This window comes from Paracidovorax valerianellae, from assembly GCF_900102625.1.
GTDB lineage: Bacteria > Pseudomonadota > Gammaproteobacteria > Burkholderiales > Burkholderiaceae_C > Paracidovorax > Paracidovorax valerianellae.
On record NZ_FMZC01000007.1, the window covers coordinates 125,005 to 148,814 of the forward strand.

Annotated in this window: 36 protein-coding genes and 1 pseudogene; 25 read left to right on the forward strand and 12 right to left on the reverse strand. The window is 65.3% G+C overall.

Annotation, left to right across the window (positions count from 1 at the left end; all coding sequences use genetic code 11):
* Positions 1-277 precede the first annotated feature (277 nt).
* The 11 genes from BLT03_RS12875 to BLT03_RS12920 all read right to left on the reverse strand — a co-directional run bounded on the left by BLT03_RS12875 (position 278) and on the right by BLT03_RS12920 (position 8,729).
* Positions 278-1,267, reverse strand: a complete 990-nt coding sequence (locus tag BLT03_RS12875) for a putative phage head morphogenesis protein (RefSeq protein WP_175537747.1) — start codon at positions 1,265-1,267, stop codon at positions 278-280.
* Entirely contained in the window at positions 1,264-2,805 is a 1,542-nt protein-coding gene (locus tag BLT03_RS12880) for a phage portal protein (protein WP_245711365.1), read from the reverse strand. Before BLT03_RS12880 ends, BLT03_RS12875 begins: the two co-directional genes overlap by 4 nt.
* A 4-nt stretch (positions 2,806-2,809) precedes the next feature.
* Positions 2,810-2,989, reverse strand: coding sequence for a hypothetical protein (locus BLT03_RS12885; protein WP_092744164.1), 180 nt, complete (start codon positions 2,987-2,989; stop codon positions 2,810-2,812).
* Between the two features lie 34 nt (positions 2,990-3,023).
* On the reverse strand, positions 3,024-4,706 hold the full coding sequence (gene terL, locus BLT03_RS12890; RefSeq protein ID WP_092744165.1) for a phage terminase large subunit: 1,683 nt from the start codon (positions 4,704-4,706) through the stop codon (positions 3,024-3,026).
* Positions 4,707-4,708: 2 nt separating this feature from the next.
* Positions 4,709-5,206: a DUF1804 family protein gene (locus BLT03_RS12895; protein WP_092744166.1), complete on the reverse strand. Its 498-nt coding sequence runs from the start codon at positions 5,204-5,206 to the stop codon at positions 4,709-4,711.
* Entirely contained in the window at positions 5,206-5,607 is a 402-nt protein-coding gene (locus tag BLT03_RS12900) for a hypothetical protein (RefSeq protein ID WP_245711366.1), read from the reverse strand. The genes BLT03_RS12895 and BLT03_RS12900 overlap by 1 nt, the downstream gene beginning before the upstream one ends.
* A complete protein-coding gene (locus BLT03_RS24830; protein ID WP_245711367.1) occupies positions 5,604-6,194 on the reverse strand; it encodes a hypothetical protein in 591 nt (196 codons plus the stop codon). Before BLT03_RS24830 ends, BLT03_RS12900 begins: the two co-directional genes overlap by 4 nt.
* A gap of 108 nt (positions 6,195-6,302) precedes the next feature.
* Positions 6,303-6,821 carry a glycoside hydrolase family protein gene (locus tag BLT03_RS12910; protein ID WP_092744254.1) on the reverse strand — a complete coding sequence of 173 codons (519 nt, stop codon included), beginning with the start codon at positions 6,819-6,821 and terminating at the stop codon, positions 6,303-6,305.
* A gap of 176 nt (positions 6,822-6,997) precedes the next feature.
* Entirely contained in the window at positions 6,998-7,483 is a 486-nt protein-coding gene (locus tag BLT03_RS12915; RefSeq protein ID WP_245711369.1) for a thermonuclease family protein, read from the reverse strand.
* A gap of 432 nt (positions 7,484-7,915) precedes the next feature.
* Entirely contained in the window at positions 7,916-8,263 is a 348-nt protein-coding gene (locus BLT03_RS23945; protein ID WP_139160392.1) for a hypothetical protein, read from the reverse strand.
* Between the two features lie 4 nt (positions 8,264-8,267).
* Positions 8,268-8,729: a helix-turn-helix domain-containing protein gene (locus BLT03_RS12920; RefSeq protein WP_092744169.1), complete on the reverse strand. Its 462-nt coding sequence runs from the start codon at positions 8,727-8,729 to the stop codon at positions 8,268-8,270.
* Positions 8,730-8,838: 109 nt separating this feature from the next.
* On the opposite strand from BLT03_RS12920, the gene BLT03_RS12925 reads away from it, so the two are divergent.
* The 22 genes and pseudogenes from BLT03_RS12925 (at position 8,839) to BLT03_RS13025 (ending at position 20,287) form a co-directional block, all read left to right on the forward strand.
* Positions 8,839-9,105, forward strand: coding sequence for a helix-turn-helix domain-containing protein (locus tag BLT03_RS12925; RefSeq protein WP_092744170.1), 267 nt, complete (start codon positions 8,839-8,841; stop codon positions 9,103-9,105).
* Positions 9,106-9,452: 347 nt separating this feature from the next.
* Entirely contained in the window at positions 9,453-11,315 is a 1,863-nt protein-coding gene (locus tag BLT03_RS12930; protein ID WP_245711370.1) for a Mu transposase C-terminal domain-containing protein, read from the forward strand.
* 58 nt (positions 11,316-11,373) lie between these two features.
* Positions 11,374-12,117, forward strand: coding sequence for an AAA family ATPase (locus BLT03_RS12935; protein WP_092744172.1), 744 nt, complete (start codon positions 11,374-11,376; stop codon positions 12,115-12,117).
* On the forward strand, positions 12,117-12,758 hold the full coding sequence (locus BLT03_RS12940; RefSeq protein WP_092744173.1) for a hypothetical protein: 642 nt from the start codon (positions 12,117-12,119) through the stop codon (positions 12,756-12,758). Before BLT03_RS12935 ends, BLT03_RS12940 begins: the two co-directional genes overlap by 1 nt.
* A 17-nt stretch (positions 12,759-12,775) precedes the next feature.
* Complete coding sequence (locus BLT03_RS12945) at positions 12,776-13,204, forward strand: hypothetical protein (protein ID WP_245711371.1); 429 nt, start codon at positions 12,776-12,778, stop codon at positions 13,202-13,204.
* Complete coding sequence (locus tag BLT03_RS12950) at positions 13,194-13,433, forward strand: hypothetical protein (protein WP_092744175.1); 240 nt, start codon at positions 13,194-13,196, stop codon at positions 13,431-13,433. The genes BLT03_RS12945 and BLT03_RS12950 overlap by 11 nt, the downstream gene beginning before the upstream one ends.
* The gene (locus BLT03_RS12955) at positions 13,430-13,645 is read left to right on the forward strand and encodes a hypothetical protein (protein ID WP_092744176.1); all 216 of its coding nucleotides are present in this window, start codon (positions 13,430-13,432) and stop codon (positions 13,643-13,645) included. The genes BLT03_RS12950 and BLT03_RS12955 overlap by 4 nt, the downstream gene beginning before the upstream one ends.
* Positions 13,638-13,931 (forward strand): hypothetical protein, encoded by a 294-nt coding sequence (locus BLT03_RS12960; RefSeq protein WP_092744177.1) that lies wholly within the window; start codon positions 13,638-13,640, stop codon positions 13,929-13,931. Before BLT03_RS12955 ends, BLT03_RS12960 begins: the two co-directional genes overlap by 8 nt.
* Positions 13,921-14,373, forward strand: a complete 453-nt coding sequence (locus tag BLT03_RS12965) for a hypothetical protein (RefSeq protein ID WP_092744178.1) — start codon at positions 13,921-13,923, stop codon at positions 14,371-14,373. The genes BLT03_RS12960 and BLT03_RS12965 overlap by 11 nt, the downstream gene beginning before the upstream one ends.
* Positions 14,370-14,612: a hypothetical protein gene (locus BLT03_RS12970; RefSeq protein ID WP_092744179.1), complete on the forward strand. Its 243-nt coding sequence runs from the start codon at positions 14,370-14,372 to the stop codon at positions 14,610-14,612. Before BLT03_RS12965 ends, BLT03_RS12970 begins: the two co-directional genes overlap by 4 nt.
* A 10-nt stretch (positions 14,613-14,622) precedes the next feature.
* Entirely contained in the window at positions 14,623-15,243 is a 621-nt protein-coding gene (locus BLT03_RS12975) for a DUF3164 family protein (RefSeq protein WP_092744180.1), read from the forward strand.
* Positions 15,240-15,437: a hypothetical protein gene (locus BLT03_RS12980; protein ID WP_092744181.1), complete on the forward strand. Its 198-nt coding sequence runs from the start codon at positions 15,240-15,242 to the stop codon at positions 15,435-15,437. Before BLT03_RS12975 ends, BLT03_RS12980 begins: the two co-directional genes overlap by 4 nt.
* Positions 15,434-15,901 carry a hypothetical protein gene (locus BLT03_RS12985; protein WP_092744182.1) on the forward strand — a complete coding sequence of 156 codons (468 nt, stop codon included), beginning with the start codon at positions 15,434-15,436 and terminating at the stop codon, positions 15,899-15,901. The genes BLT03_RS12980 and BLT03_RS12985 overlap by 4 nt, the downstream gene beginning before the upstream one ends.
* Entirely contained in the window at positions 15,888-16,337 is a 450-nt protein-coding gene (locus tag BLT03_RS12990; protein WP_092744183.1) for a nicotinamide mononucleotide transporter, read from the forward strand. The genes BLT03_RS12985 and BLT03_RS12990 overlap by 14 nt, the downstream gene beginning before the upstream one ends.
* The gene (locus BLT03_RS12995) at positions 16,331-16,534 is read left to right on the forward strand and encodes a hypothetical protein (protein ID WP_092744184.1); all 204 of its coding nucleotides are present in this window, start codon (positions 16,331-16,333) and stop codon (positions 16,532-16,534) included. The genes BLT03_RS12990 and BLT03_RS12995 overlap by 7 nt, the downstream gene beginning before the upstream one ends.
* On the forward strand, positions 16,531-16,803 hold the full coding sequence (locus tag BLT03_RS13000; protein ID WP_092744185.1) for a hypothetical protein: 273 nt from the start codon (positions 16,531-16,533) through the stop codon (positions 16,801-16,803). Before BLT03_RS12995 ends, BLT03_RS13000 begins: the two co-directional genes overlap by 4 nt.
* Positions 16,800-16,886, forward strand: a pseudogene (locus BLT03_RS23950) (DUF5131 family protein); the annotation flags it as partial. The gene BLT03_RS13000 and the pseudogene BLT03_RS23950, both read left to right, overlap by 4 nt.
* A gap of 207 nt (positions 16,887-17,093) precedes the next feature.
* The gene (locus BLT03_RS13005) at positions 17,094-18,305 is read left to right on the forward strand and encodes a DNA cytosine methyltransferase (RefSeq protein ID WP_245711372.1); all 1,212 of its coding nucleotides are present in this window, start codon (positions 17,094-17,096) and stop codon (positions 18,303-18,305) included.
* Positions 18,306-18,320: 15 nt separating this feature from the next.
* Positions 18,321-18,602, forward strand: coding sequence for a hypothetical protein (locus BLT03_RS13010; RefSeq protein ID WP_092744187.1), 282 nt, complete (start codon positions 18,321-18,323; stop codon positions 18,600-18,602).
* 4 nt (positions 18,603-18,606) lie between these two features.
* Positions 18,607-19,080: a regulatory protein GemA gene (locus BLT03_RS13015; protein WP_092744188.1), complete on the forward strand. Its 474-nt coding sequence runs from the start codon at positions 18,607-18,609 to the stop codon at positions 19,078-19,080.
* 6 nt (positions 19,081-19,086) lie between these two features.
* Positions 19,087-19,500 carry a Mor transcription activator family protein gene (locus BLT03_RS13020; protein WP_245711373.1) on the forward strand — a complete coding sequence of 138 codons (414 nt, stop codon included), beginning with the start codon at positions 19,087-19,089 and terminating at the stop codon, positions 19,498-19,500.
* Between the two features lie 463 nt (positions 19,501-19,963).
* Positions 19,964-20,287 carry a YkgJ family cysteine cluster protein gene (locus BLT03_RS13025; RefSeq protein ID WP_092744189.1) on the forward strand — a complete coding sequence of 108 codons (324 nt, stop codon included), beginning with the start codon at positions 19,964-19,966 and terminating at the stop codon, positions 20,285-20,287.
* A gap of 32 nt (positions 20,288-20,319) precedes the next feature.
* On the opposite strand, the gene BLT03_RS13030 is transcribed toward BLT03_RS13025, so the two are convergent.
* The gene (locus tag BLT03_RS13030; RefSeq protein WP_092744190.1) at positions 20,320-20,796 is read right to left on the reverse strand and encodes an Lrp/AsnC family transcriptional regulator; all 477 of its coding nucleotides are present in this window, start codon (positions 20,794-20,796) and stop codon (positions 20,320-20,322) included.
* Positions 20,797-20,891: 95 nt separating this feature from the next.
* On the opposite strand from BLT03_RS13030, the gene kynB reads away from it, so the two are divergent.
* The 3 genes from kynB to kynA are packed head-to-tail and all read left to right on the forward strand — an operon-like array spanning position 20,892 to position 23,797.
* Positions 20,892-21,542, forward strand: coding sequence for an arylformamidase (gene kynB, locus BLT03_RS13035; protein WP_434802397.1), 651 nt, complete (start codon positions 20,892-20,894; stop codon positions 21,540-21,542).
* 47 nt (positions 21,543-21,589) lie between these two features.
* Positions 21,590-22,897 (forward strand): kynureninase, encoded by a 1,308-nt coding sequence (gene kynU, locus BLT03_RS13040; RefSeq protein ID WP_092744191.1) that lies wholly within the window; start codon positions 21,590-21,592, stop codon positions 22,895-22,897.
* Positions 22,898-22,900: 3 nt separating this feature from the next.
* Positions 22,901-23,797 carry a tryptophan 2,3-dioxygenase gene (gene kynA / locus BLT03_RS13045; protein WP_092744192.1) on the forward strand — a complete coding sequence of 299 codons (897 nt, stop codon included), beginning with the start codon at positions 22,901-22,903 and terminating at the stop codon, positions 23,795-23,797.
* The last annotated feature ends 13 nt before the right edge of the window (positions 23,798-23,810 follow it).

Sequence of the window (23,810 nt, forward strand, 5' to 3'; positions counted from 1 at the left end):
CCGACATATTTCGCCGTCGACATAGAGGCGTTCAAGGCACAGGTCCATAGCCTTACTGCGGCTGCGGGAGACTACTGGGACGTCCGGGTTGGGATGTTTGATCGCTCACCGGGCAGCATGCGCGATGGGCATCAGTGCGAATTCGAGGGAATTACGGGCTTGGCGGATCACATGCTCCACGCATATCTTCTCGTGATTGATGACATGTGGAAATTGGGCACAAAGGTTTGGCAGGGTGTCTCGTCCCCTGAGAAGGCTCAGCCACCTCGCCAATTTTTTACGGATGCGGACCGTTACGTGGTGAAGGGCCACTCTCACCACTACGCACGTCAGCCTGTGGTGCCAGCGTCACCCGGCGTCCCGCCTTCTTGGCCGCCAGGTCTAATGCCGCCTTTCGCCCATCCAACTGCAGCTCGCGCTCCGTAAAGGGCTTGGCCCCCGGCGTCATCACCGTCCAGCCCTTGAGCCAGGGCAGCGCCACACACCCGCACTGGATGACTTGCTCGGGCGGCGCCTTGGGATCGTGGGGGCACTGCATCAGGTCGAAGCCGCCGCCTGGGTTGGGCACCTTGAATGCTTGGCCCGCGTCAACGACCTGGCCGTCCATGAGGTCGTGGTTCCAGCGGCTGTGAATCTTCCCGCTGCGACGCCACTGCTTGCCCAGGCCCGGCACCAAGGGCGCGGCCTGCACCAGGCGCTCCTGGCCGGCCACCGCAAATGCCCGGCTGACCTCGGTGCGGACGATGGCGCTGGCTCGGCGCATCGACTCGCCGCCCAGCAGCTCGTTGACCGCCTTCATGGCCGCGAAAGGCGTGATGCCTCCAAGCGTGACCAGGCCGAGCTGCTGGCCGATCTTGCCGGCCGCATCGGCCGACACGGCCCGCATGCGCTCCACCCCGAACGTCCGCATGGCGGCAAGCACGCGGGCATCCAGTGCGCCCAGGCGCATCTCCACGCCCATGCCGGCAGCGGCCAGGGGCTTGTCCACGATGTCCTCGCCCTGCTGCCAAGCCGAGCGCAGCGCCTGGTCGACGGCGGCGCCGGCCTGCTGCCCCGTGGCGGTCAGGATGGTGTCGAGATGGTCCCGGAGGCGGGAGAGCTGCCACAGCTGCCAGTCGGCCGGCTGACCGGCGAGCTGCTGCGAGATCTGGAGCTGGGCCGCCTGCAGCAGCGCGACCACCGCCTTATTGGCTGCGAGCAGCGTCCTGGCCCGCTCGGCCAGGCGCACGCGCAGCTCGGCTTCGAAACGCTTTTGCTCCGGGCTCACGCCGGGGCACCTTGGGATGGCACCGCCGTGGCCACGTCCGTCGCCCCCGCATCGATGGCCGCCTGCAGATCGCCATCGTCCGCGTGGAAATTGTCCTCGGCCTGGCGCGCCTTCTTGCGCGCGGCGTGTTCCTTGCGCGCGGCGTCCAGCTCGCTCTTGGCGTCGAAGTCCTGGCCGAACCGCTGCGCCACGTCGGCCACGATCTTGAGCGCCGTCTCCTCCGTCATCAGCCCGGCGTCGATCATCTGCGTCACGGCCTGGACGAGCTGGCCCATGGCCGAGGCGAACTTGGTCACGTCCTTGTTGAGCAGCTCGGGGAAGACGGCGGTCACCTGCCAGCGGTCATCGGCCCAGTCAGGTTGCTTGCCCGCCGTCTTGGCCGCCTGCCACAGCACGTAGCGGCCGATCTCTTCCAGGGAGAGCTTTAAAAAGCCCTGGCGCATCGAATACATCTTGAAGGTGGGCTCTCCCATCTCCGAGGCCGCTGCCCGGTTGACGTCGCCACCGCCACCGAACCAATGCTCGGGAGTGGTGCTGCCGCCCAGCACGTGGTTGCGCAGGAGCCGGGCACTCTGTGTCGTATCGGCCGCCTGCAAGTCGGGGCTCTTGGCTTCCAATTTAATTGAGTCATTGTGGACAAAGGCCGTGTTGGGCTGAGGCGGAACAAACTCTTTCTCGAACTTGTCGACCGTCGCCTGGTCCGCCCCCGTGAGCGTGACGTCCCAGACGAACGAGCGCAGATACCCGATGCGGTCCAACTCGTCCAGCAGGAAACCGTCGTAGGCATCCAGCCAGTCCATCTGGCCGAGCAGGTCGCTGCGGCCTCGGCTGCCGTTGGGGAACTTGTTGAGCTGGTACAGCAGGCAGTCGCCGTCCGTGAAGTCCTCCTCGCGGATGCCAACCGTGTTGGCGCTGAACAGGTCAGTGTCCTCGCCCAGCACGATCACGCGGTACTTGTAGGTGCGCCCCCGGCCGTCGCGCTTGGTGACCACGCCGATGGGCTGCTCGGGGTTGTCCGGGTCATTGACCACGGTGGCGATCTGGCGTGGGTCCAGGTAGCCCAGGCGCACGAAGCCATCGCCGTCGCGCACGTTGGCGATGTAGCACTGCTCCCCGAGCAGCCCCAGGGCGCGCACGCGCGGGGCGAGCTTGAGCGGCCAGTTGTTGATGGGGTCCGACCAGAACGCATTGAGTAGTTGCTGGTGATCGTCGTCCTTGCACTGCAGCGTGACGCCTTCGGCGAGCAGGTAGGCCAGCGGCAGCTCGACCAGGCGGTTGGCGAGCAGGTTGCTTTGCCACAGGTATTCGGCCAGCTTCTGCATGCGGTCCTGCGCCATTGGCACCAGGTCGCGGTCGTTCAGGGTGGAGAGGCCATCGCCCGAGAGCGGGCGCCAGCCCTTTTCGCTGCTGGGGCCGCCGCTGCCTCCACCTTGGGCAGCGGCGGCTTCGCGCACGGGGGTGGCAGGGGCGGGGGCGGGGGCGGGCGATGCTCCATCGTCCAGGCCGATCCACGATTTAAAGCGGTCGATGGCGCGCATGCAGTCAGTCCTCCGCCGCCAGCTCTGCGCCCACCAGGGCCAGCGCGAGGCGGCCGTGGTCGTTGTGGTGCAGCACCACCTCTCGCAGCTTGGTCGCCGCCTGTTCGATGCCTGCGCGGTCGGTGGGCGGCAGGCTGGCGATGGAGCCCCGGATCAGGAGCAAGGTGTGTTGTTCTTCGGTCATGGTTGTCGGTCAGGGTGGGTGGAAGACGGCGGGGTCAGCGGCCGCCACGGAACATGCTTTGTGCCGTGTTGAATCGCCCGTACCGGGCGCGGGCGCTGGTCTGGGTCTTCTTGTTGCCGGACTGCGCGGCGGCGGCGATGCCGCCGGTCACGGCGAGCATCCAGAGCATCACGACGGCATCGGGGCCGTCGTCGTGGTCGGCCTTCGGAAAATGTTTGAACTGGCTCACCAGCGTGGTCTGGCTGGCGTGCAGGCGGATCAGGCCGTTGTGCATGTGGGGCTGCAACGTCTCGATGCGCAGCACCTTGTCTTCGATGGGCTGGAGACCTCGGGCAGGCACCGGGATGCCGAGCTGGGCGCTGCGCTTGACCAGCTCGGTGCGCAGGAACTCCTGGAACTGGACGGTCTCGACGCCCCACACGATGCAGCAGTACTCGCGCTGCAGTTCGATCACGTCGCTGATGATTCGGTCGGGGGTGCGCTTCTTGATCTTGGCCTCGACGACATCCAGGATGCCGGTCTCTCGGTTGAAGCCGCCCACCACCAGTGCGCTGGGATCGCGGCGTCCAGTGCCCCCCTTGCGGCCCAGCGAAGGATCGGCAGCACCATAGAACAACCACTCCGGAAGCCGGTTGACCCAGAACCGGATGCTGTTGGCAAAGGGCGCATCCTCACCAGCGACTGGATCGTTCTGCTGCTCGCTGTCAAAGGCGCTGTGGCCTTCCCGCGCGCGGCGGATCATCAGCTTGACCAGGGGGCGCAGCGCGGGCCAGGACACCTTCGCGCCCCGGTCCATTTCCACCTGCTGCTCACGGTAGAGCGCCATGGCGGCGGCTTCGCCCTCCTGCGGGTTCTCGGCGTTGAGCAGCAGCCCTTCGAACTGCTCCCACAGGTCCATGCGGTCGGGCCACTGGATGATGGCCTTCAGCACCTTGCGGTTCCAGAGCGGGTTCTTGAGGAAGCGCGCGAGGACCGAGTCGTAGTGCAGCACCGTGCCTACCAGGAAGGCGTGCATGCTGTCGTCGGGCGGGCCGAGGTTCAGCACACCGGCCGTCACGAACTTCTGCAGCTTGTCGCGCTGCGCGGGCGTGTTGACGTTTTCGTCGTTCTCGATGTCGTCCAGCACCGCGAAGTCGGGGCGGTGCGCGCCATGGCGTCGGCCGCGAATCTTCTTGGCCGATCCGAAGGCTTCGACCTTGCGCCCGTTGCGCGTGACGATCACGCCCGCGCGCCAGACCTTGCCCTGGCCGCAGGCCTCGGGAAAGTCGCCGCCGATGCGCGGGTTGGCTTCTAGCTCGGCCTTGATGGCCTCCAGCATCTCGGCGGCCTGCTCGAAGGCGTCCATGACGATGATCGGGTACCACAGGCGCTCGGTGACCACGCACCAGGCCACGAAGCTCATGCTGATCTTGGTCGACTTGGCCTCACCGCGCGGTGCGGCCAGGGCGTCGCGCTGGCCGGTCGCCGAGTTGATGATCTCGGGCAGGCGCTTGTAGAGGTACAGGTGCAGCTCGCTCGGGTCGGCCCGGCCGTAGTGCGGGAAGTAGTTCCGGTCCCAGTATTCGTAGCCGGTGACCGGATCGCACACTTTGCGGCGGCGCTCGGCGATGGCCTCGGGCGACATGTCCCAGCCGTCTAGGCTCGCGTCGATCTGGCGGCGCAGGCCGTCGGCGATTGCGGCCAGGCCGTCCAAAAATTCCCTGCTGGATTTCGCCACCGCTACTTCGCCTTTGCCAATTCTTCGCCGAAGGGCTCCAGCAGCTCGACCATCGCGCCGAGGTGCTGGGGGAAGCGAGCCTGGGCGAACGAGACCAGGCGCTGCAGTACGTCGAGCTGCACGGCCTGCTTGTTGAGGTCGGGCGCCAGGCGCTTGAACGAGGCCATCGTTTTGTTGAAGCTGTCGCTCATGCTGGCGAGCGTCTCGGCCCGGTCGCGCGCGGTCATGTTGGTGGCATCGCGCAACTGGTCCATGGTGGCCTGGTGCTGCACCAGGTAGTCTTCCAGCAGCTTCTTGGACAGCGAGCTGAAGTTGTCATCGCCCAGGGCGATGGCGGCTCGCACGGTCTCCCAGTCGTCTCCCTTGTCCGCCGCCTCTTGCTTCCAGCGGTTGCCCGTGCTGCGGGGTACGCCGACTTTCTTGCAGGCGGTTTCCATCGGCAGGCGCTGGTACACGTACAGCCCGCGCAACTGGGTGCGCTTTTCCGATGCGTGGGCCATTACTGTCCTGGGCCTCCGCGGGCGAGCCATTGCTTCACGCCTTCGATGGCGAGGGCAATGCCGATGGATACGGCCGAGCCGCTGATCGCGCCGGCCACAGCGGCTTTCTGCTCGACAACGCGCAAGCGCTCATCGATGGCGTTGTGGCGCTCCTCCTGGCGGGATTCAGCCCGATCAGCCCGCTGTTCATTGGCCTTGTGGCGCTCTTGCTGGCGAGCCTCGGCCTGTTCCATGCGGAGGTCGTTCGCCCGGTGCCGTTCGTCCTGGCGCTCCTCCATCTTGTCCATGCGCTGGTTTTGCTGTGAAAGGCTCACCTGCATCGACTGGACCATGCCGTGGATTTGTCCAAGCAGCATCAGCTCTTCTTTTCGGTCATCTTGCTTCGGGAATGGGTCGCTCATTGGGGACTCTGGTTGAGGTAGTTGATCAAGGCGCGGTACCGCTGGCGGTCGTCGGCGCAGGCCTTGGCGTTGACTCGGTGGTTGGCCCAGGCGTCTGCGATGTCGAGGCCCGAGTCCTCGGCACAAGCAGCGTCGGCGTCTTCGGCGGAACCAGCAGCGCCGCAGGCACCTGCCTGGGCATCGGTGCCGGCGAGGGCGCCGTTCCACATGCGGACAGCAGCCATGGTGAGAGCAGGCACAGGAGCGTCTGCGACAGACACCGGGACGCTCCCTCGCGGCGCAGGGCCTGCAGGGCCTGCAGGGCCTGCAGAGGTTGCCGGCGCACGCCGGTAAACGATGAGCGGAGCGCGTTGCTGCAACTGCGTATAGCGGGCATCCAGATCGGCATAGCGGTCTTCCTGGTCGAGATGTTCTTGGAGGTAGTTGCCGCCCGCGACGTCGGCGCGGCGGGTCTCTGCAGCCAGTTCCTTGGCGGCGGCTTGGTCGGTTTTGGCTTGGCGCGCGGCCCAGGCGTTGTCGGTGGCGGTGTGGCCCCACCAGTAGCCGGCCGCAACAAGGCCGAGCGCGATTAAGAGGCGCGGGTCCATGGCATCAGTGGGGCAACTGCCCGATGGTCCACATGGCGGCGAGGCCCACGGCGGCGGTCAGCACCACCGCAGCCGCTGCCACGGCCTTTGCCGTGCGCCTGGCCCACTTCATGGCTGCATCTCCATGCAGGCCTTGTGGCGCTGTAACTGGCGCGTCCACACGCCGGCACAGCGCTTGTTGCCGGGGGTGCTGCAGTCGTAGCCGGCCGAGAATTTGTAGCGCAGCAAGGCATCGCACGCGGCCACGTAGTTGCCGGCCAGCAACTCGCGCCGCATGCTGGACCGCTTCCATGCAGGGGAGCCGTACTGGTACAGCCAATCCATGTACAGGTCGTATTCGCCCTGGTGCAGCGCCACGCCCGGCAGGCTGTCGCGGAACGCAGCCTCTTCGCGGCTGATGTGGACCTGGGCCTTGATCAGAGCGCGCACCGGGGTGGTGGAGTCGCCCATGCGGACGGCCGTGCCGTTTTCGTGAGAGGTGCTACCAAAGCCCACGGTGGGCCGGTCGCCCTTCGTGGGCACCACGGCCTTGTCCGTGTAGTTCTCGTTCACCACGATGCCGACCAGCCCCGCTGCCGACAGCGAGAGGACCGCGACGGCTTGGCGTGGGGTGATGCCACCGAGCATGCGGCGGCGGTTGCCGGGACGGCCTGCAGCGCGGCACAGCGCCATCAGGCCAGCCGCGATCTGCGCGAACAGCTTGACGGTGTAAGAGGTTGTTTTTGCCATGCCGCGACTGTGGCGGCCGGCCCCCAAAAAACTAAGGCCGACATATGTCGGCCCGTGATGTGTAGAGGTGCTGTTTAAGGTAGCACGGCGCCGGTCGGCTGGTCAATCGTGCGGCGCGGAATGTGCTGCTGCGCCGCCTTCTTGGACTTGCGCCAGTCCCATGGTGGGACCGGGACGGCATCAGCCCATAGACCCTTGCGAGCGCCCTGTGCAGTGGCCTGCAGGCGAGCGATGCTGGGGTCGGTGAGATAGCGCGTGTAGGCCCATGCAAGGCCCGCTCGAGCCTGCTCTTCGCTGGCGTCCTGGCCCTTGCAATTGACCCGCGCCACCGTGCGCCCGTAGCGGTCGGTGGTCTGAGGGCTGATCGTGGCCTGGGTCTGGAAACACAGATCAGCCAAGTGCTGGCGCGACGCCGTGCCAAAGGGCTGGGCGCGCTCCGGTGCGTCGATCTCGGCCAGGCGCACCTTGACTTGCTCGTAGCGGCCGGGATCGCCGCAGCGCGCGGTGAGTGTGTCGCCATCGGAAATGGCGACGATCAAGCAGAGCAGCGTAGGGCTCAAAAGCAACTCTGCTTCCACAGCACGTCAAACTCATCAATCCACGCCTCTTGTTCGGTTCTTTGTCGCCCTCGTGCTTTCATAAAGTCCGTCTCACGCTCCAGCTCCGCAACGATGACGTGAGTAGGCTTCGAACCTCCGTACCAAGCGCCTGTTGGGTACCCCCTGATTGCATATCCACCGGATGTCGCAAGAAACTTGGTGAAGCCTACTGAGCCTCCAAAGGGATTGCGCGAATTCACTTCTCCACACAGCACGCCGCGCTGCGATAGACGCTGTCCGCGAAATTGCGCAGACGCCGGGTCAGTGAGAGAAGCAAGCAACCGAGCTTGCTTCTCTGGCCACACAACCACGGGCTCCCAAAACTTCCAAACGCACGCAGCTGAAATCGCCGCAAAAACCACCAAGCCGAGAGCTGCAGTTCGCCGCTGCATGTCACACCTTCCGGGTGCGGTTGAGGATGGCTTCTGCATACCTGCGCACCCTCAGCAATTGGGAAGGCTGCAGATCGATAACCATGCGAGTACCGAATTGGCGCTCCATGAACAGAAAAACTGTTTCGCTATTTCGCACGCGACGGATTAGTCCTAGGACCTCCCGCTGTTCTGTATTCGTCAATGACCCGGGGAGGTTTTCTGGCGCACCCACGACGGTGACGATGGTGACGTTGCTCGTCACATCACCCCCAACTCTTCCGACTTGAACCGCCCCTGCGCCTTCGTTCTTCTGTGCTGGTAGGAACTTCGATATCAAAGCCAGCAAATTCTTCTGCAATGCACTCAACGAACTATCTCCCTTTTTTTACAGTTACTTTTCCTTGGGAATGGCCGATCTGCACAGCGCCTGCCCCGGCGTTGTGCATTGACATCCCGCTCAAATTCACGCTCCCATCAGAGAGCTTCTCAGTCTTCCGCCGCTGAGGCTTCGCGGCGCTCGCGATGCCCGCGGCCAACAACGCCGACGTTTGCACCAAGTTGGCTTTGCTCTCACGGGAGCAGCGGCGGTAGTTGTCGATCAGCACTGTCTCTGCAGCGTCTAGCAGCGGCCCGCGCTCCCTGTTGCCAGTGAGGATGTACATCACGTCCAGGCTGTGGGCTGCTAAAGATGCCAAGTACTGGGCATCAGGGCTTCGATCTTTTTCGTAGTTCTGCTGCGACCTCAGCGAGATCCCACAGAGATCTGCCAGCGCCTGTTGCGAAAGTCGAGCGGCGTCGCGCTCCTCCCTTAGTCGTTCGGAAATCGTGAGCATGTTTGTTCGCAAAAAACCACGTTGCATTACGCACAAACGTGCGTAATAATTCGCCTTAAGCACTGGTGCAGACATTGCACCTCACTAATTAGGCGAAAGGGTAACAGACATGCATCCTGAAGAAATCAAAGCCGCAATGCGGATGAAGGGAGTTACTCCCACGGCATTAGCGGCCGAACTTGAAATTGCAAACTCCACGATGTCACAGGTCATCTCCGGTAGGGCTGTATCCGCTCGGGTGATGGCGCGGATTGCAACCATCATCGGGAAACCGGTAGACACGATCTGGCCCCCAAAGAACCGCCGACCTAGCCTGCGCCGCACGAAGGCATCAAAGCAAGCTCCGGCCTTGAACCAAGCACCGGCGTGCCGTTGAGTGGAAGTGTCAAGATGACTTGGCTCACAGCACGAGAGCTGGCAGGGCTTTCCGGCATGCCAGCCTCAGAACGGCGCACCAGGGACAAGCTGACTGCCCTTCAAATTGCTAGCCGGCCGCGCTTAGGCCGCGAAGGCGGTGGCGGGCTTGAATTCGACTGTTCGCAACTTCCCCGTGAAACCCGAGATGCCGTAGCGGCACGCTCGGTGGCAGCCGCAGGACACACGACCATTGGGGTCGCCGATTCGGTGGTTCAAGCGCGGCCATCCGCCAGCGCTCTCGCACCAGCACCTGAGTCAATGCGGCGCCCACCCAGCCCAGTAGACCAAGCGGTGGCAGACGCTCGCATGGTCCTGGTCAATCTGGTCCTTGACCTGATTCCCACGCACGGCACCAAGCGAGCCTGCGAAATCCTCTCGCTGCAGCTAGCCACCCGCCAGGCGAGCCCCGAACTGCAAGCCACCGCCCGTGCCGCCAACCAGCGCGCCCGCGCCGACCAGGTCAGCGCCCGCACCCTGGAGCGCTACATGGCCATCCACCGTGCTGACGGCTGGTATGGCCTGCTGCCGGCCGCAGCGCCTGCGCCGACCCTGCACGACATCGACCAGGACGTCGCCGCAGTCCTCGGTCTCTATCACAGCCGCGATGCGCGCTTCCGCAAGCTCACGGGTGCAGCTAAAGAGGTGACTCGCCAGTTGGGCCGCGACTTCGACACGTGGCAGGCGCTCTACGGCCGCGCCCGCCGTGCTCTGGACAAGCTGGGCAAGTCGGCCCAGGCCAGCGTGGCGCTCATCAAGGCCCGCCATGCTCCCGGTGCCCAGCGCGATGCCAAGCTGCCCTTCCAGCGGCGCGACACCTCCGACCTCGGACCCAACGACGTCTGGCTGATCGACGGCCACACGGTCAAGGCCAAGGTGCGCCATCCGGACCACGGGGCACCGTTTGCGCCCGAGCTGACGGTCTGCCTGGACATCGCCTCGAAAAAGGTCACCGGGTGGTCGGTCAACCTGTCCGAGAACGTCCGCGCAGTCGGCGATGCCTTGCGCCACGGCGTGGGCCAGTGCGGCGTGCCCGCCATCCTCTACGGCGACAACGGCGCAGGCGAGACCGCCAAGCAGATGGATTGCCCCATCGACGGTTTCTGTGCCCGACTGGGCATCGACCACCGCACAGGCATCCCTGGCAAGCCCCAGGGCCACGGCTCCATCGAGCGGATGTGGCAGACGCTCGCCATCAATCTGGCACGCCAATTCGGCTCGTACCAGGGCCGGGACGTGGATGGCGGCACCTTCCGCAAGGTCGCTGCCGAGATCGCCAAGGAGCAGCGCGCCGTGCGCCGCGCCGAGCAGACCGGCGAGGTGGTGGTGTTGAGCGCCAAGGTGCCGAGTTGGCAGCAGTTCGTGGAGGCCGTTGAACGCGCGGTCTATGAGTACAACCACGAACACCGCCACCGCAGCCTGCCCAAGCGGCCCGACGGCAAGCACATGACGCCGGCCGAGGCCTGGAACGCTCGTATCAACGTGGCCGAGCAGATCACGCTCTCGCCGGCCGAGCTGCGCGAGATGTTCATGCCCGCCGTGCTTCGCACCGCCAAGCGAGGACAGGTCACTTTCTTTAACCAGACCTACGCCGCGCCCGACCTGATGCGCCTCGACGTGGATGGGCATGAGGTCAGCGTGCGCTACGACATCCACGACCCGAGCTTCGTGCGGGTCTACACGCTGGACGGCGAATTCGTCTGCGACGCCAGGTTCGACGCCAGCGCCCGTGCGTTTTTTCCAAAGCCGGTCATCGAGATGGCCAAGGAAAAGCGCGTGCGCGCCGCCGTCAAGCGCCGCGAGCTGCAGATCGACACCGCACTGCGCGAGCTGGGCACCACCGTCCAGTCCGACACCGTTTTTTCCCTGCCGGAGCCCAGCACCCCCTTTGTGGTGGTGCCCTCCACCGTGGAGGTGGCAACTACCCCCTCCCTCCCTTTTGCTTCCATGGGCGATGCGGTGCGAGCCGCAACGGGCAGGCCTTTCTTTGACGCGTTGAGCGACCGCTACGAGTGGCTCATGCAGCACCGCGATGCCTGGACCGCCGAGGACGGCGCATGGCTGGGCAAGTACGTGCAGAGCGAGGACTACGAGGGGCTGGCCGGCTACTACGCATCGCGCGGCCTGGCCTGGGGTGATGTGGGCGAGGAGCCCCTGAGAAGTGCCCTGTGATGGTTGCAGCCACCACAGAGCGTGCCTGGATATGGACCGAAGCGGAAGGAAATGTACTGTGAAAAAAGGTTTTGTACCAACCGAGAACTTCAAGCGCCTCAAGGAGGCCGAGAAGCTGGTGGCGAAGCGCGGCGCGCTGGAAGCCGGACTGGTGCTGGTGCGCGGCGTGTACGGCATCGGCAAGAGCATGCTCACCGAGCGCTGGGCCACCGATAGCGGCTACGTGTTCGTGCGGGCCAAAGAGACGTGGACCAAGCACACCGTGCTGCGGGAGATCGCCACAAAGATGGGCCTGTCCACCCATGGCGCGGCGGCAGAGGTGCAGGACCGCATCATCGGCCAGCTCGCCGTGACGATGACCCCGCTCATCATTGACGAGGCCGACCACCTGGTTGACCGCCGCAGCGCGAGCATGCTGGAAGTGATCCGAGACATCACGGATATCACCGGGATCATGTGCTTCCTGGTGGGCATGGAGGGCTTCCCGGTGCTGGTGGCCCGCCACGCCCACATCGCCAGCCGCGTGGCACGCATCGTGGAACTGGAGCCCTTGTCGGTACAGGACGTGCAGACGACGGTCACGGCCAAGGCCGAAGTGCCCATGAGCGCAGACGTGGTGGCGATCATTCACCAGCACGCCAAGGGCCGCATGCGTCTGGTCCTCAACGCCATCGCCAACATCGAGCAGTGGGCGCAGGCCAATAGCTGGGCCAGGGTCGAGCTGGATCACATCAAGGGCCGGCCGCTGTGCCCCGAGTTCACGAGCCAGAGCGCCGCAGCCAGCGCACGGGGAGCCCGCTGATGCAGCGCACACAACCCTGGTTCATCGGTGCCGCGCTGCGCGCCCTGGCGCTCAACGTCAGCAACACCCGGCGCGTTTTCACGCGCTCCGATCTGGTCTTGTGGGACAAGGCTCTGGCCGAGCGGCCGGGCCTTGCCAAGATGGCCTTGGATCGGATGGCTTATCACGAACTGGTCGAGCTGCAGCCGGATCGCCAGGTTGCGCAGGGGCTGACGCGCATCGATCAGCGCTGGCGTCTCACCGACAAAGGCCTCGCCACCTGCCGGTCGGTGGCCCAGGCGCTGCCCGGCGCGCCGCCGCCCGATCCCTCTGCGCTCTCCACACGCCTGTGGCAACTGCTGCGCTCGCGCCGCACGCTCACGGCCGAGGAAGCGGCCAGCACGCTGATCGATGCCGGGGAGCGGGACTTTGCGAAGGCCCAGCACCAGCTCGGCGACTACCTGAGCATCTGGTCCAAGCTGGTGCCCGAGAACATCCAGGTCAGCGCGCAGCGCGTCGGCAACGCCAAGCGCTATGTGATGGTCACCGACGGGGGCTTGTACCCGCCTCCCACCAAGGTCGGGCGTGTCCGGCTGGTGCCCCCGCCTGCCGCGCGTCCCGTGCCGCCCCTTGCCAAGCGGGCCAAGGCCACCGACGAATGAGCCAGCCATGCGACTACATGCAACAACCCTGGTTTGCCCTGCTGAGTTCCCGCTGCGAGGGCGCCAAGCGCACGGACGTGGCGCGGCAACTGGGCATCAGCGGCGCGGCGTTGAGCCAGGTCTTGAACGGCAGCGGCAAGTACGGCGAGGGCAAGGCCAGCACGGCCCACATCGCCAGCCGGGTGGAACACACCTTCGGCCGCTACACCTGTCCGCACCTGACCGAGGAGGCCGGGGGCGAGCCGCAGGCGGTCTCCGCCGAGCAATGCCGGGCCTTTGCGCACCGCTCTCCGCCCACGGGATCGCCCCGCGCCATGCAGCACTGGCAGGCGTGCCGCCAATGCCCGCACAAGGCGGCCAGCGCACCGCCCCAGCAGCGCCCCGTAGTGCCCCGCAAGGCCATTCCCATCTCCGTCCAACCCATGGAGGCATCTGATGCCGTCTAAAGCCCCCGCTGCCGCCTATCCCCTCTCGCACTGGCAAAGACTGCGACAAGCCTGGATCAACTGGCGCATCCGCCGCACCACGCTATTCATGGAGCGCGAGCGGACCCTGCACAACATGCACATGGCCCAGCTGCGCGCCGAGCTGGACGCGCTACACGTCCGCATGGCCGACGCGCTGCTGGACCAGATGAATGCCGGCATGGCGCAAGAGCAGCGGAGGCCCTTATGAGCCTGGGCATTCCGGTGACGATCCCGATGTCTGCGGCCCGCTATGACCGCCCGCCGCTCGGCTGGATCATCCGCCGCGCGCGCCGGCTGCAGCGCGCCTACGGCATCGACCGCAAGACGGCGGTGTTCGATGCGCGCCGCGACTACATGGACTTTGTCGGGCTGCACCACAAGCACCTGCTGCGCCTCATTCGCGGAGGCGCCCATGGGTAACGCGATCACACCGGAGACGCGCGCCCTTTGGCTCTTCCTGCGCAACCTGGGCGACTGGTGGACGGCCGCGCAGATCGCCCACCACTGGCGCCCGACCTTCACGGTTGGCGAGGTCGACAACCACATGCGCGCGCTGATGCACGGAGGGTTCGTCGCCCAGCGGCCCACCGAGGGCGACGCACTGTGGGCCTATGCCGTCACGTCCGACTGCCTGTCGCTGCCAGGCCATGAGCGCGCAGCACTGACCACATCCACCACAACCGAGGGAGCGAACCATGCCGATTGAACATTTCAAAAACCCTAAAGGCGAACTGCTCTCGCCCATCACGCAGGCCATCGTGCAGCACCTGCAGACGAACGGACCGAGCGATTCGATGGCGATCAACCAGGCATTGCTGCGCATCGACGGCTACCGCGACGACTCTGGCCCCGAAGCGCTGCGTAGCCGCCTGCGCAAGCTGTGCGCGCAGGATCACATCCACCGCGTGATCCAGGGCGACAAGCTGCTGTACATGGCCGGTGCCGATCCCCAGGCCGCCTATCTGGACGGGGTCCACACCAATGAGGCTGTGATTCCCGCAGCGCTCACGCCGCCACCACGCCACAACGTCATGCAAGGCCACTACGCGCCGAGCTGGACCGTTGCGCGGGCGGGCGCCCTGGACTACGCGAAGCACCCGAGCCTGCACATGGGGCAGCGCCGGGAGTTTCGGAGCGAGGTCGTATGAGCGAGCGCCCGCAACACGAGATTGAACTGAACGCAGTCATTCGCGCCTTGCTGGAGACCGTGAAGGCAGCGTCCACAGAAGGCCTGGCGATGGACGCCCTGCTGAGTGCGTATCTCAACGTCGCGCAAGCCACAGGGCGCTTGCATGAAGTACACGGCGCCCTGATGGCCGTGGCCCAACACCCCGCCGTTGCCCAGGCCTGCGAGGCCACGGCGCCCACCCGCCCATCCATTCACTGAAAGGAATCCCATGTCCGAAGAAACCACCATCCCCAAGGGCTACTGGCAAGACGCCAACGGCAACCTGATTCCCGTCAGCAAGATCAAGGACATCGACAAAGACCGCCATCGCACGGTCACCGACCTGTGCGAGGCCGCCAAGGCGCAAGCCGCCGAACTGGCGTCGTTCAAGCAGGCCGCGATGCGCGAGGTCCTGGAGTTCGTGGAGCGCAGCCTGGCCGAGTACGACGTCAAGACCGGCGGCGCCAAGGGCAACGTCACGTTGGTGTCGTTCGATGGCCGTTACAAGGTCATTCGACAGATGCAGGAGACGCTGCAGTTCGATGAACGTCTGATGGCGGCCAAGGCGCTGATTGACGAGTGCATCCAGGGCTGGAGCAAGGGCAGTAGCGCCAACATCAAGGTGTTGGTCAACGATGCATTCCAGGTCGACAAGCAAGGAAAGATCAGCACAGGCCGTGTCCTCGCTCTGCGCCGCGTGAAGATCGAAGACGAGACCTGGAAGCGGGCGATGGACGCGATCAGCGACAGCATGCAGGTAGCAGGGTCCAAGTCGTACATCCGCTGCTACGAGCGCAATGCCACCACGGGCGGCTATGACCCCATCGTTCTGGATGTGGCGGCAGCATGAGCGCACCGACCAAGAAGCAACTCGCGGCACGCCACACGCGCCGCTTGAGAACCATCCGCGAGACCGTCTTGCAGATGGCCGAGCAATGGGAAGACCTTGATCAGTTCTGCGTCAACGAACTGGGTGGGCTCGCTGAATCCATCGAAGCTGTTGCCGTTTCCCTGAAGGACGACGGATCGGAGGTGACGCCATGAGTACCGACGCCACCCCCATCAAATGCACTCGCTGCCGACATGCCTGCACACGAGGCGAATGGCATGACGTGCCTTCAAAGCGGAAGGGATTCACACGTTGCACGGAAAAGACTTGCCCACGCTGCGGCTGTACGAGCTACTACGACTGCACGCTCCAGGTGGCGTGGTGCTGGGCCTCAGGCTTGATCGAGGTCGGCGACGCATTGCCTCCTGACAAGCCGGACGGAAGCGGCGCCATTGAGATCGCGGGCGGTCCGATGTACGCGCTGCAAGGACATCTGAGCGCAGTGGCACGGCACGGGAAGGGCGATAGCACCGGCCTGCTGTTGGTGCCAGGCGTGCCAGAAGCCGAAGACGAAGGAGGGATGGTCGATGCGCTCGACGCTTGGCTCGCCTGGTGCGGCAAGAGGAAAAACAGCAGCGGTGTCGTCTTTGTGAAGGAGCTTCGCGATGCAGCTCGCTGAAATCATGGGGGCCGCGCTGGGCCTCGTCGGCACCGTGCTGCTCGCCACGCGTGGGCGTTGGGCCGGGTGGGGCTTCGCGATCTACCTTGCCAGCAATGCGGCTTGGCTGCTGTTCGCTTACGACCTGGCGCACTGGGGTCTCTTCGCTCAGCAGACTGGCTTCACCATCACTTCGCTGATCGGTATCTGGACATGGATCGTCCGGCCCGCTTTGCAGCGGCGCGAGAACGGAGCGGAGTGGCTTGCTGCGCGCAACAAGCGCGCTGCCGTCCTGGTCGACCACGAACTTTGGAAAGACTCCTTGGCGCTGGACAAGCGGGTAGCCGCACCGCGCGACATTGAGGTGGTCTCACGCGAGTGCCTTCGCGCGATCTACCTGCAGGGCGAGGAACAGGGCCGCGCGCTGGAGCGCGAAGGAAAGGGGACGCCATGCTGATTCGACTGAGCGAAGTCCGATCCGTCGCGGCACGCACGATCAGCAGCATCGAAGTGCGCACCAATCATGTTGCCGTGCAAACCGATGACGGAACCTGCTACAGCGTGGGTTGCGACTACGGCAAGAGCGCCAGCGCCACGCGCGACCGTCTGGAAGCCGTGATCAATGCCGCCCTGGCATCCAGGAGCGAGCCATGAGCCGCGCCCCTTGCAAAGCCGTGCAGATGGCCTGTCTAAAGATCGGTTATCACGACTACCTGATGCCCGCAGAGAAGGCGATCAAGGTCGCTCAGTTGATGCAGGACGCGTTCGACTGCGAGCGCGACTACGGTGATACGGACTACCGCTACACCGTCAAAGCCACCCAACCCAGCGTGTCGTTCTCGCTGGTGCGTGCCAACCAAGTGCGCATGCCCGAGGGGGAACCCGTCCCGGCGCGCATCGCCAAGCCGAGGTTGCTCAAATGAGTGCCAACACGAAAATCGAATGGTGCGACCACACCTTCAATCCTTGGGAAGGCTGCCAGAAGACTGGCTCTCCAGGGTGCGACGGCAGGGAATGGAACGGGGTGCCCGCATGAAAGGCATCGTGCAAGCCGTTGGCTCCATCGCACTGATCCTATGGATACTGGGATGCGCGAACTTGATCGACGTCCACGTTTGCATCGGCCCTATCGGCTCTTGCAAGGCGCGTTCGCTGCCTGCAGCACGCACTGTCAACGCTGCCACGACGGCAGAGTCGCACAAGGTGGTGTGATGTGGCTTTACGTTCCATCGAACTTTGTGCCGGCGTCGGCATGCTCGGGGAAGGCGCCCGCGCCGGATTCGAGCTACTGGGCATCGAGCACCGAACCGTTTGCTACGTGGAGCGGGAAGCACCTGCAGCCGCGCAGCTTGCCCGCCTTATGGAAGCGGGAGCCCTTGATCAGGCGCCTGTCTGGTCTGACTTGCTCACCTTCAACGGCTCAGCGTGGCGTGGACGCGTGGATGGCCTCGTTGCCGGCTTCCCGTGCCAGGACATCAGCATCGCGGGCCGGCGCGCTGGGCTTGATGGCAAGCGGTCCGGGTTGTTCTTCAACATCCTGGACATTGCCGACGATTGCGACGCGTGGCTCCTCTTTCTGGAGAACGTCAGCGCCATCGCTACTGCCACCGCCACCGCTGTGGACGAAGCCGAAGGCACGCTCGAAGAGCGCGCCGCCGCCCGCGTCGTGGGGGAACTGGCCGACCGCGGGTGGGACGCGGAATGGATCACTCTTTCCGCGTCCGATGTGGGCGCCAGTCACGGGCGCGCAAGGTGGTTCTGCTTCGCATGGCGCGTGGCCGACACCGGCTGTATCGGTGCCGAACGACGAAGAGACTCCAGCGACGTGGCACGCCAGAGCGGCGAAGCTCCAGGCCAAACACGGAAACTGCAACGGGGCGGAAAAGCCCAGCTTTTGGATGACGCCCAGCGTGTCGAACAGCCAGGGCAACGAATACACGCGCGATCGAGGCATGCCGGGCTTGGAGCGTCTGACGTTGACGGGGCAAGCGCAGAACTGGCCCACGCCCACGCTATCGGACAGCGAGCAGTGCGGGGGCGCGACGTGCATAGCGACGGGAAAGCGAGGACACAGCCTGAGCAGCATGGCGGGCGAGTGGCCGACGCCAGCCAGTCGGGACTACCGCACGCCGAACAGCCAAGCCAGCCAGACAAGCCGCAAACATTCGGGCGGCGAGCAGCTTCCGAACTTCGTGGAACACCACTTTTTGCACCCGGTCCTATCGACCCTCGATGGGCGGGCGTTATCGACCACCGCCCGGAGCTTGCCCCGGCGGTTGAACCCGGCGTTTGTCTGCTGGCTAATGGGATGGCCTATCTGGTGGACGAATCCCGCGCTCACCAACTGCGTCAGGTCGGAAATGGAGTCGTACCACTGCAGGCTGCAGTGGCACTTGTCGAGCTTGTGCGGCGTGCTGCAGGTTGATGGGAGCAATGTTTGATGCCTTTCTACCGCCTCAAAACCGGCTTCGTCCACATCAAGGGCAGCAAGCTCCCCAAGCCCTGCGCTGCTCGACTGCAGACCGAGGGCAGCGAGCAAGTTTGCGGGGCCTGGAGCGTGTTCTTGTGCGATGGCCCCGCCGAGGGCCGCAGTACGTGCGATGCGCCCCTCTGCGAGGCCCACGCACGGCAGATCGGGTCCAACCGCCACCTCTGCCCCCCATGCCACCTCCAGCACCGCGATGCAGACCCGCAGCGCGGCCTGTTCACATCCCTCGTTTAAAGCCATGGCAACGACGACCCGACGCGACTTCACGGCCCACGTTTCACCGGCCAACGTGGCCGCCCAGCGCAAGCGCGAGCTGGGCCACATCCACCAGGGCCGAGCATTCCTGCAGTGGTCGGAGGAGGACTACCGCTACCACTTGAGCGAGATGACCGGCAAGTCGAGCGCGGCCGATCTGGACGCAGCTGGCCGGGCGATGGTGCTGGCGCGCATGGCGGTTCTCGGCTTCAAACCCAAGGCCACCTTCAAGCCGTTCGACCAGGCCGCCAAGATCAAGTGGCTGTGGCGCAAGCTGGCGGAGGCTGGCGGGGTGAGCGACCCCAGCGACAAGGCATTGATGGCGTTCGTTGCACGCACGGCCGGCTTGGCCGTGGCCGACCTCAAATTCCTGCCGGTGCAGCATGCATCGACGGTCATCGAAGCCCTGAAATCCTGGCTCGACCGGGCCAAGGCAAAGCGGGCCTCTGGCGCCTGATCTGCGATGACTGGTGCAGCCCTTGACCTCGACCTCCTGCCGCCGCTGCTGCAGGACTTCGTGCGCCTGATCGGGCTCCAGGCGACCATGGCGCTGGTCGAGCGGTCGGGGGGGCTGCGCCTGTACATCCCAGTGCCCAGTCGGGTCAGCGAAACCCACTACCTCGCGCAAGTGGTGGGCCTGGACAATCTGCGCAAGCTCGCCGACGTGTACGGTGGCGAGGATCATTTCCAGTTGCCCAAAGCCGAGCGAGCGCTGATGGCCGTGCGAAACGCCCGTATCGCGGCCGACTATTCAACCCACAAGACTGCCCGGCAATTGGCTGCTGAGTACCGGCTGACTGAGCGCCAAGTCACCCGCATCGTCTCCGACCTTGGAGCGGTGGCGCCGCTGGATCGACGCCAAGGCGCGCTGTTTTAACTGTGCGGAGTTAAAGAGCCAGTTACGTCCGACCTCGTACAGGTCGGACGTTGTGGACAACTTTTTCCGTAAGCTCCTAAGCCATTGTCACCATTGGATTTATTTAGGTCGGACATGCTTTGCCGTCCGACCACACGTTGTCCGACCTTCAGATTGAAAGTCGCAATCGCCAATGCAGCTGCCGCAACATGCGCCAGCGCCCGCCATCCCCAGTGAAAATGACACTCCATCGCATCAAAATCACATCGACCTGCCACAGGCCCAGTTCTAGCCATATGCGGCCTGTTTCGCCCATTCTTGGCCTATCGAGTGTCCATTCGCGCCAAAGCGTGTGTCAATCCAAAACGTCTCTAAATCGGTCGCTAACCCGCGCCAACACTAGCGATGCCAAAAGTTATCCACACCCCCTCCGAGTGCCAAAGCGAGCAGTCCCCCACTTTTGCGCTGAACACCCTGCTTTTCCATGACCCATCCCTGCCTGAGTTGCGGCGCGTGCTGCGCGAGTTTCCGGGTCGATTTCTCGGTGCATGAGTCGGAGGAGCTGGGCGGCACCGTGCCACAGGGCCTGGTGGTGGAGGTGACGGACAGCCTGCGCCGCATGCGCGGCACCGACCATGCATCGCCTCGCTGCGCCGCGCTCACCGGCAAACCCGGCGTGCAGGCGGCCTGCGGCATCTATGAATGGCGACCCTCCCCCTGCCGCGAATTCGAAGCGGGCAGCGATGCCTGCCGCCGCGCCCGCCAGCGGCACGGCCTGGCCGCCCTGCCGGACAGCGCGATCTACTGAGCCGGGCCCTCAGCTACCGGCCAACGCCGCGCTCAAGCCGGCACGGGCAGGCCGCCGACCTGGCCTTTGAACTCCTGCAGCGAAAAGTACGAATGCATGTGCCGCACGCCCGGCAGCCGGTGCAGCCGGCGCTGCAGCAGCTCGGAATACGCGTCCAGGTCTTTGGCGACCACCACGAGCATGAAATCTTCCGGCCCCGATATGCCGTGGAACATGACCACCTCGGGGATGGCGCACACCGCTTCCTCGAAGGCCAGGGACGAAATTTCGGTCTGGTGGTCGATGCCCACCATCACGAACGCCATCACCCCGAACCCGAGCGCGCGCCGGTTCAGGCCGGCGTGGTAGCCGCTGATCACGCCGTCGTCTTCGAGTCGCTTCACGCGCCGCCAGCAGGGCGACTGCGATAGATGCGCCATCTGCGCCAGTTCGCCCGAGGTGAGCCGGGCATTGCCCTGCAGCGCTTCGAGCAATTGCCGGTCGGTGCGATCCAGGTCTGCTGCTTGCATGATTTGTTCTGTTTTCAGGGTTTGGAGAATGGATTATTCAATTTTCAAACCAGCAGCAGATAACCCCTTTGTTTTAACCCCCCGGTGCGCATAGCATGCGCGGCATGACCATGAATTCACGCCGTCTTTGGGACATTTCCGCGCCCGTGCATGCCGCGAGCCCGGTGTTCCCGGGTGACACGGCCTACACGCAGCAGTGGTGCGCCACCATCGGGCCCGGCTGCCCAGTGAACGTGAGCGCCATCACGCTTTCCCCCCATGTCGGCTCGCATGCCGATGCCCCGCTGCACTACGACCCGGAGGGCGCCTCGATCGGCGACGTACCGCTCGACGCCTTCATCGGCCTGTGCCGCGTGATCCACGCCATCGGCGCGGGGCCGCTCATCGAATGGGGGCACCTGGCCCATGCGGTGCACGACGTGCCGGCGCGGGTGCTGGTGCGCACTTACGAGCGCATGCCGGTGGACCGCTGGGACGGCGCCCTGACCGCATACGCGCCGGGCACCATCGAACGGCTGGCCGATCTGGGCGTGGTGCTGGTGGGCATCGACACCGCCAGCATCGACCCGGCCGACAGCAAGGCGCTGGACAGCCACCAGGTGATCCGTCGGCGCGGCCTTCGGGTGCTGGAGAACCTGGTGCTCGACGACGTACCCGAGGGCGACTACGAGCTCATCGCCCTGCCCTTGAAGCTCACCACCGCTGACGCTTCGCCAGTCAGAGCCATATTGCGCTCCCACCGCTGATTTCATTGCCTCTTTTGCTATCAATTTTGATTAACCCGAGCCTTTCCATGACGACTTTGCAAGACTGCCGCGCCCTCGATGCGCAGGACCCGCTGGCCCCGCTGCGCGAGCACTTCGCCCTTCCCCCGGGGGTCATCTACCTGGACGGCAATTCGCTCGGGATGCTTCCCAAGGCTACGGCAGCCCGCGTCGCCGACGTGGTGGCGCGCGAATGGGGCACCGACCTGATCCGCTCGTGGAACACCGCCAGCTGGTTCGATCTGCCCCAGCGCCTGGGCGACCAGCTCGCGCCGTTCATCGGGGCCGGGGCGGGTGAGGTGGTGTGCACCGACAGCACGTCCATCAACCTCTACAAGGTGCTGAGCGCGGCGCTGAACATCGCCCGCGAGGAGAGCCCGGCGCGCACCCGCGTGGTGAGCGAGCGCAGCAACTTCCCCACCGACCTGTACATCGCCGAAGGGCTGTGCAAGGAGCGCGGCCTGGAACTGGTGCTGGTCGAACCCGAGGAGATCGCCGCTTCGCTCACCAGCGACGTGGCGGTGCTCATGCTCACCCACGTCAACTACCGCACCGGGGCCATGCACGACATGGCGGCGCTCACGGCGGCCGCCCACACGGCGGGCATCCTCACGGTGTGGGATCTGGCGCACAGCGCCGGGGCGGTGCCGGTGGACCTGCGCGGCGCCGATGCCGACTTTTCCATCGGCTGCGGCTACAAGTACCTCAACGGCGGGCCGGGCGCGCCGGCTTTCGTGTGGGTACACCCGCGCCACGCCGACCGCTTCTGGCAGCCGCTGTCCGGCTGGTGGGGCCACGCGGCGCCGTTCCAGTTCACGCCCGGCTACCAGCCCGCGCCCGGCATCACGCGCTACCTGTGCGGCACGCAGCCCATCATCAGCCTGTCGGCCCTGCAATGCGGGCTCGACGTGTTCGATGCGGCGCAGCCGCTGGGCGGCATGGCGGCGCTGCGCGCCAAATCGCTCGCGCTCACGGACCTGTTCATCCAGTTGGTGCAAGAGCGCTGCGCAGGCCACGGCCTGGGCCTGGCGACCCCGCGCGAGCATGGCCGCCGCGGCTCGCAGGTCTGCCTCACACGGGACGAAGGCCAGGGTCTGAATGGCCAGGGCAGCGGCGCGTATGCGATCGTGCAGGCTCTGATCGCGCGCGGCGTGATCGGCGACTTCCGCAAAGGCGACGGCGGCCAGGGGCCGCATAAGGACATCCTTCGCTTCGGCTTCACGCCGCTGTACATCGGCTTCGAAGACGTGTGGAATGCGGTCGAGCACCTGCGCCAGGTGCTGGACAGCGCCGAGTGGCAGCGCGCCGAGTTCAACCAGATCAGCGCGGTGACCTGAACCATGTGCCCCCATTCCCAAAGCCCCGCAGCCTCGGCAGACGACGGCGCTGCAACTGCAACCGGCAAGCCCGAAACCATCGTGCATGAAGAGCGCGCGCAGCTCGACTTCAGCCAGAGCATGAGCTACGGCGACTACCTGTCGCTCGATGCCATCCTCACCGCGCAAAAACCGCGCTCGCCGGCGCACGACGAAATGCTGTTCATCGTGCAGCACCAGACCAGCGAGTTGTGGATGAAGCTCATGCTGCACGAGCTGCGCGCGGCCATCGCCCACGTGGCCCGGGACGAGTTGCAGCCCGCCTTCAAGATGCTGGCCCGGGTCTCCAAGATCATGGAGCAGCTCGTGCATGCGTGGGACGTGCTGGCCACCATGACCCCGCCCGAGTACAGCGCCATGCGGCCCTACCTGGGCAGCTCCAGCGGGTTTCAAAGCTACCAGTACCGCAGCATCGAATTCGCGCTGGGCAACAAGAACCGCGCCATGCTGCGCCCGCACGAGCACCGCGCCGACCTGCTGGCCCAGGTGCAGGCGGCCTACGAAGCGCCGTCGCTCTACGACGAAGCCCTGCGCCTGCTCGCGCGCCGCGGCATCGCGGTGCCCGACAGCCACACCGCCCGCGACTGGACGCAGCCCTATGAAGAAAGCGATGCGGTGGAGCAGGCCTGGCTGGTCGTGTACCGCAACCCGCAGCAGCACTGGGACCTGTACCAGCTGGGCGAAGAGTTGACCGACCTGGAAGACGCCTTCCGGCTCTGGCGCTTTCGCCACGTGACCACGGTGGAGCGCGTGATCGGCTTCAAGCGCGGTACCGGCGGCACGGGCGGCGTGAGCTACCTGCGCAAGATGCTGGACGTGGTGCTGTTCCCCGAGATCTGGAAGCTGCGCACCAGCCTTTGACAGCGGCCCGCGC

What these genes read in the sequence shown, in the direction of transcription:
- BLT03_RS13030 (WP_092744190.1), bottom strand. Translation starts at nt 20,796, where the DNA reads ATGCAAGCAGCAGACCTGGATCGCACCGACCGGCAATTGCTCGAAGCG.
- BLT03_RS12990 (WP_092744183.1), top strand. Translation starts at nt 15,888, where the DNA reads ATGCAGCTCGCTGAAATCATGGGGGCCGCGCTGGGCCTCGTCGGCACC.
- BLT03_RS12975 (WP_092744180.1), top strand. Translation starts at nt 14,623, where the DNA reads ATGTCCGAAGAAACCACCATCCCCAAGGGCTACTGGCAAGACGCCAAC.
- kynA (WP_092744192.1), top strand. Translation starts at nt 22,901, where the DNA reads ATGTGCCCCCATTCCCAAAGCCCCGCAGCCTCGGCAGACGACGGCGCT.
- BLT03_RS12900 (WP_245711366.1), bottom strand. Translation starts at nt 5,607, where the DNA reads ATGAGCGACCCATTCCCGAAGCAAGATGACCGAAAAGAAGAGCTGATG.
- BLT03_RS12930 (WP_245711370.1), top strand. Translation starts at nt 9,453, where the DNA reads ATGGTCCTGGTCAATCTGGTCCTTGACCTGATTCCCACGCACGGCACC.
- BLT03_RS13000 (WP_092744185.1), top strand. Translation starts at nt 16,531, where the DNA reads ATGAGCCGCGCCCCTTGCAAAGCCGTGCAGATGGCCTGTCTAAAGATC.
- BLT03_RS12985 (WP_092744182.1), top strand. Translation starts at nt 15,434, where the DNA reads ATGAGTACCGACGCCACCCCCATCAAATGCACTCGCTGCCGACATGCC.
- BLT03_RS13015 (WP_092744188.1), top strand. Translation starts at nt 18,607, where the DNA reads ATGGCAACGACGACCCGACGCGACTTCACGGCCCACGTTTCACCGGCC.
- BLT03_RS12950 (WP_092744175.1), top strand. Translation starts at nt 13,194, where the DNA reads ATGCCGTCTAAAGCCCCCGCTGCCGCCTATCCCCTCTCGCACTGGCAA.
- BLT03_RS12945 (WP_245711371.1), top strand. Translation starts at nt 12,776, where the DNA reads ATGCAACAACCCTGGTTTGCCCTGCTGAGTTCCCGCTGCGAGGGCGCC.
- BLT03_RS24830 (WP_245711367.1), bottom strand. Translation starts at nt 6,194, where the DNA reads ATGGACCCGCGCCTCTTAATCGCGCTCGGCCTTGTTGCGGCCGGCTAC.
- kynB (WP_434802397.1), top strand. Translation starts at nt 20,892, where the DNA reads ATGCGCGGCATGACCATGAATTCACGCCGTCTTTGGGACATTTCCGCG.
- BLT03_RS13025 (WP_092744189.1), top strand. Translation starts at nt 19,964, where the DNA reads ATGACCCATCCCTGCCTGAGTTGCGGCGCGTGCTGCGCGAGTTTCCGG.
- BLT03_RS12965 (WP_092744178.1), top strand. Translation starts at nt 13,921, where the DNA reads ATGCCGATTGAACATTTCAAAAACCCTAAAGGCGAACTGCTCTCGCCC.
- BLT03_RS12925 (WP_092744170.1), top strand. Translation starts at nt 8,839, where the DNA reads ATGCATCCTGAAGAAATCAAAGCCGCAATGCGGATGAAGGGAGTTACT.
- BLT03_RS12960 (WP_092744177.1), top strand. Translation starts at nt 13,638, where the DNA reads ATGGGTAACGCGATCACACCGGAGACGCGCGCCCTTTGGCTCTTCCTG.
- BLT03_RS12920 (WP_092744169.1), bottom strand. Translation starts at nt 8,729, where the DNA reads ATGCTCACGATTTCCGAACGACTAAGGGAGGAGCGCGACGCCGCTCGA.
- BLT03_RS12885 (WP_092744164.1), bottom strand. Translation starts at nt 2,989, where the DNA reads ATGACCGAAGAACAACACACCTTGCTCCTGATCCGGGGCTCCATCGCC.
- BLT03_RS12940 (WP_092744173.1), top strand. Translation starts at nt 12,117, where the DNA reads ATGCAGCGCACACAACCCTGGTTCATCGGTGCCGCGCTGCGCGCCCTG.
- BLT03_RS12910 (WP_092744254.1), bottom strand. Translation starts at nt 6,821, where the DNA reads ATGCTCGGTGGCATCACCCCACGCCAAGCCGTCGCGGTCCTCTCGCTG.
- BLT03_RS12970 (WP_092744179.1), top strand. Translation starts at nt 14,370, where the DNA reads ATGAGCGAGCGCCCGCAACACGAGATTGAACTGAACGCAGTCATTCGC.
- BLT03_RS12955 (WP_092744176.1), top strand. Translation starts at nt 13,430, where the DNA reads ATGAGCCTGGGCATTCCGGTGACGATCCCGATGTCTGCGGCCCGCTAT.
- BLT03_RS12895 (WP_092744166.1), bottom strand. Translation starts at nt 5,206, where the DNA reads ATGGCCCACGCATCGGAAAAGCGCACCCAGTTGCGCGGGCTGTACGTG.
- kynU (WP_092744191.1), top strand. Translation starts at nt 21,590, where the DNA reads ATGACGACTTTGCAAGACTGCCGCGCCCTCGATGCGCAGGACCCGCTG.
- BLT03_RS13020 (WP_245711373.1), top strand. Translation starts at nt 19,087, where the DNA reads ATGACTGGTGCAGCCCTTGACCTCGACCTCCTGCCGCCGCTGCTGCAG.
- BLT03_RS12995 (WP_092744184.1), top strand. Translation starts at nt 16,331, where the DNA reads ATGCTGATTCGACTGAGCGAAGTCCGATCCGTCGCGGCACGCACGATC.
- BLT03_RS12980 (WP_092744181.1), top strand. Translation starts at nt 15,240, where the DNA reads ATGAGCGCACCGACCAAGAAGCAACTCGCGGCACGCCACACGCGCCGC.
- BLT03_RS13010 (WP_092744187.1), top strand. Translation starts at nt 18,321, where the DNA reads ATGCCTTTCTACCGCCTCAAAACCGGCTTCGTCCACATCAAGGGCAGC.
- BLT03_RS12880 (WP_245711365.1), bottom strand. Translation starts at nt 2,805, where the DNA reads ATGCGCGCCATCGACCGCTTTAAATCGTGGATCGGCCTGGACGATGGA.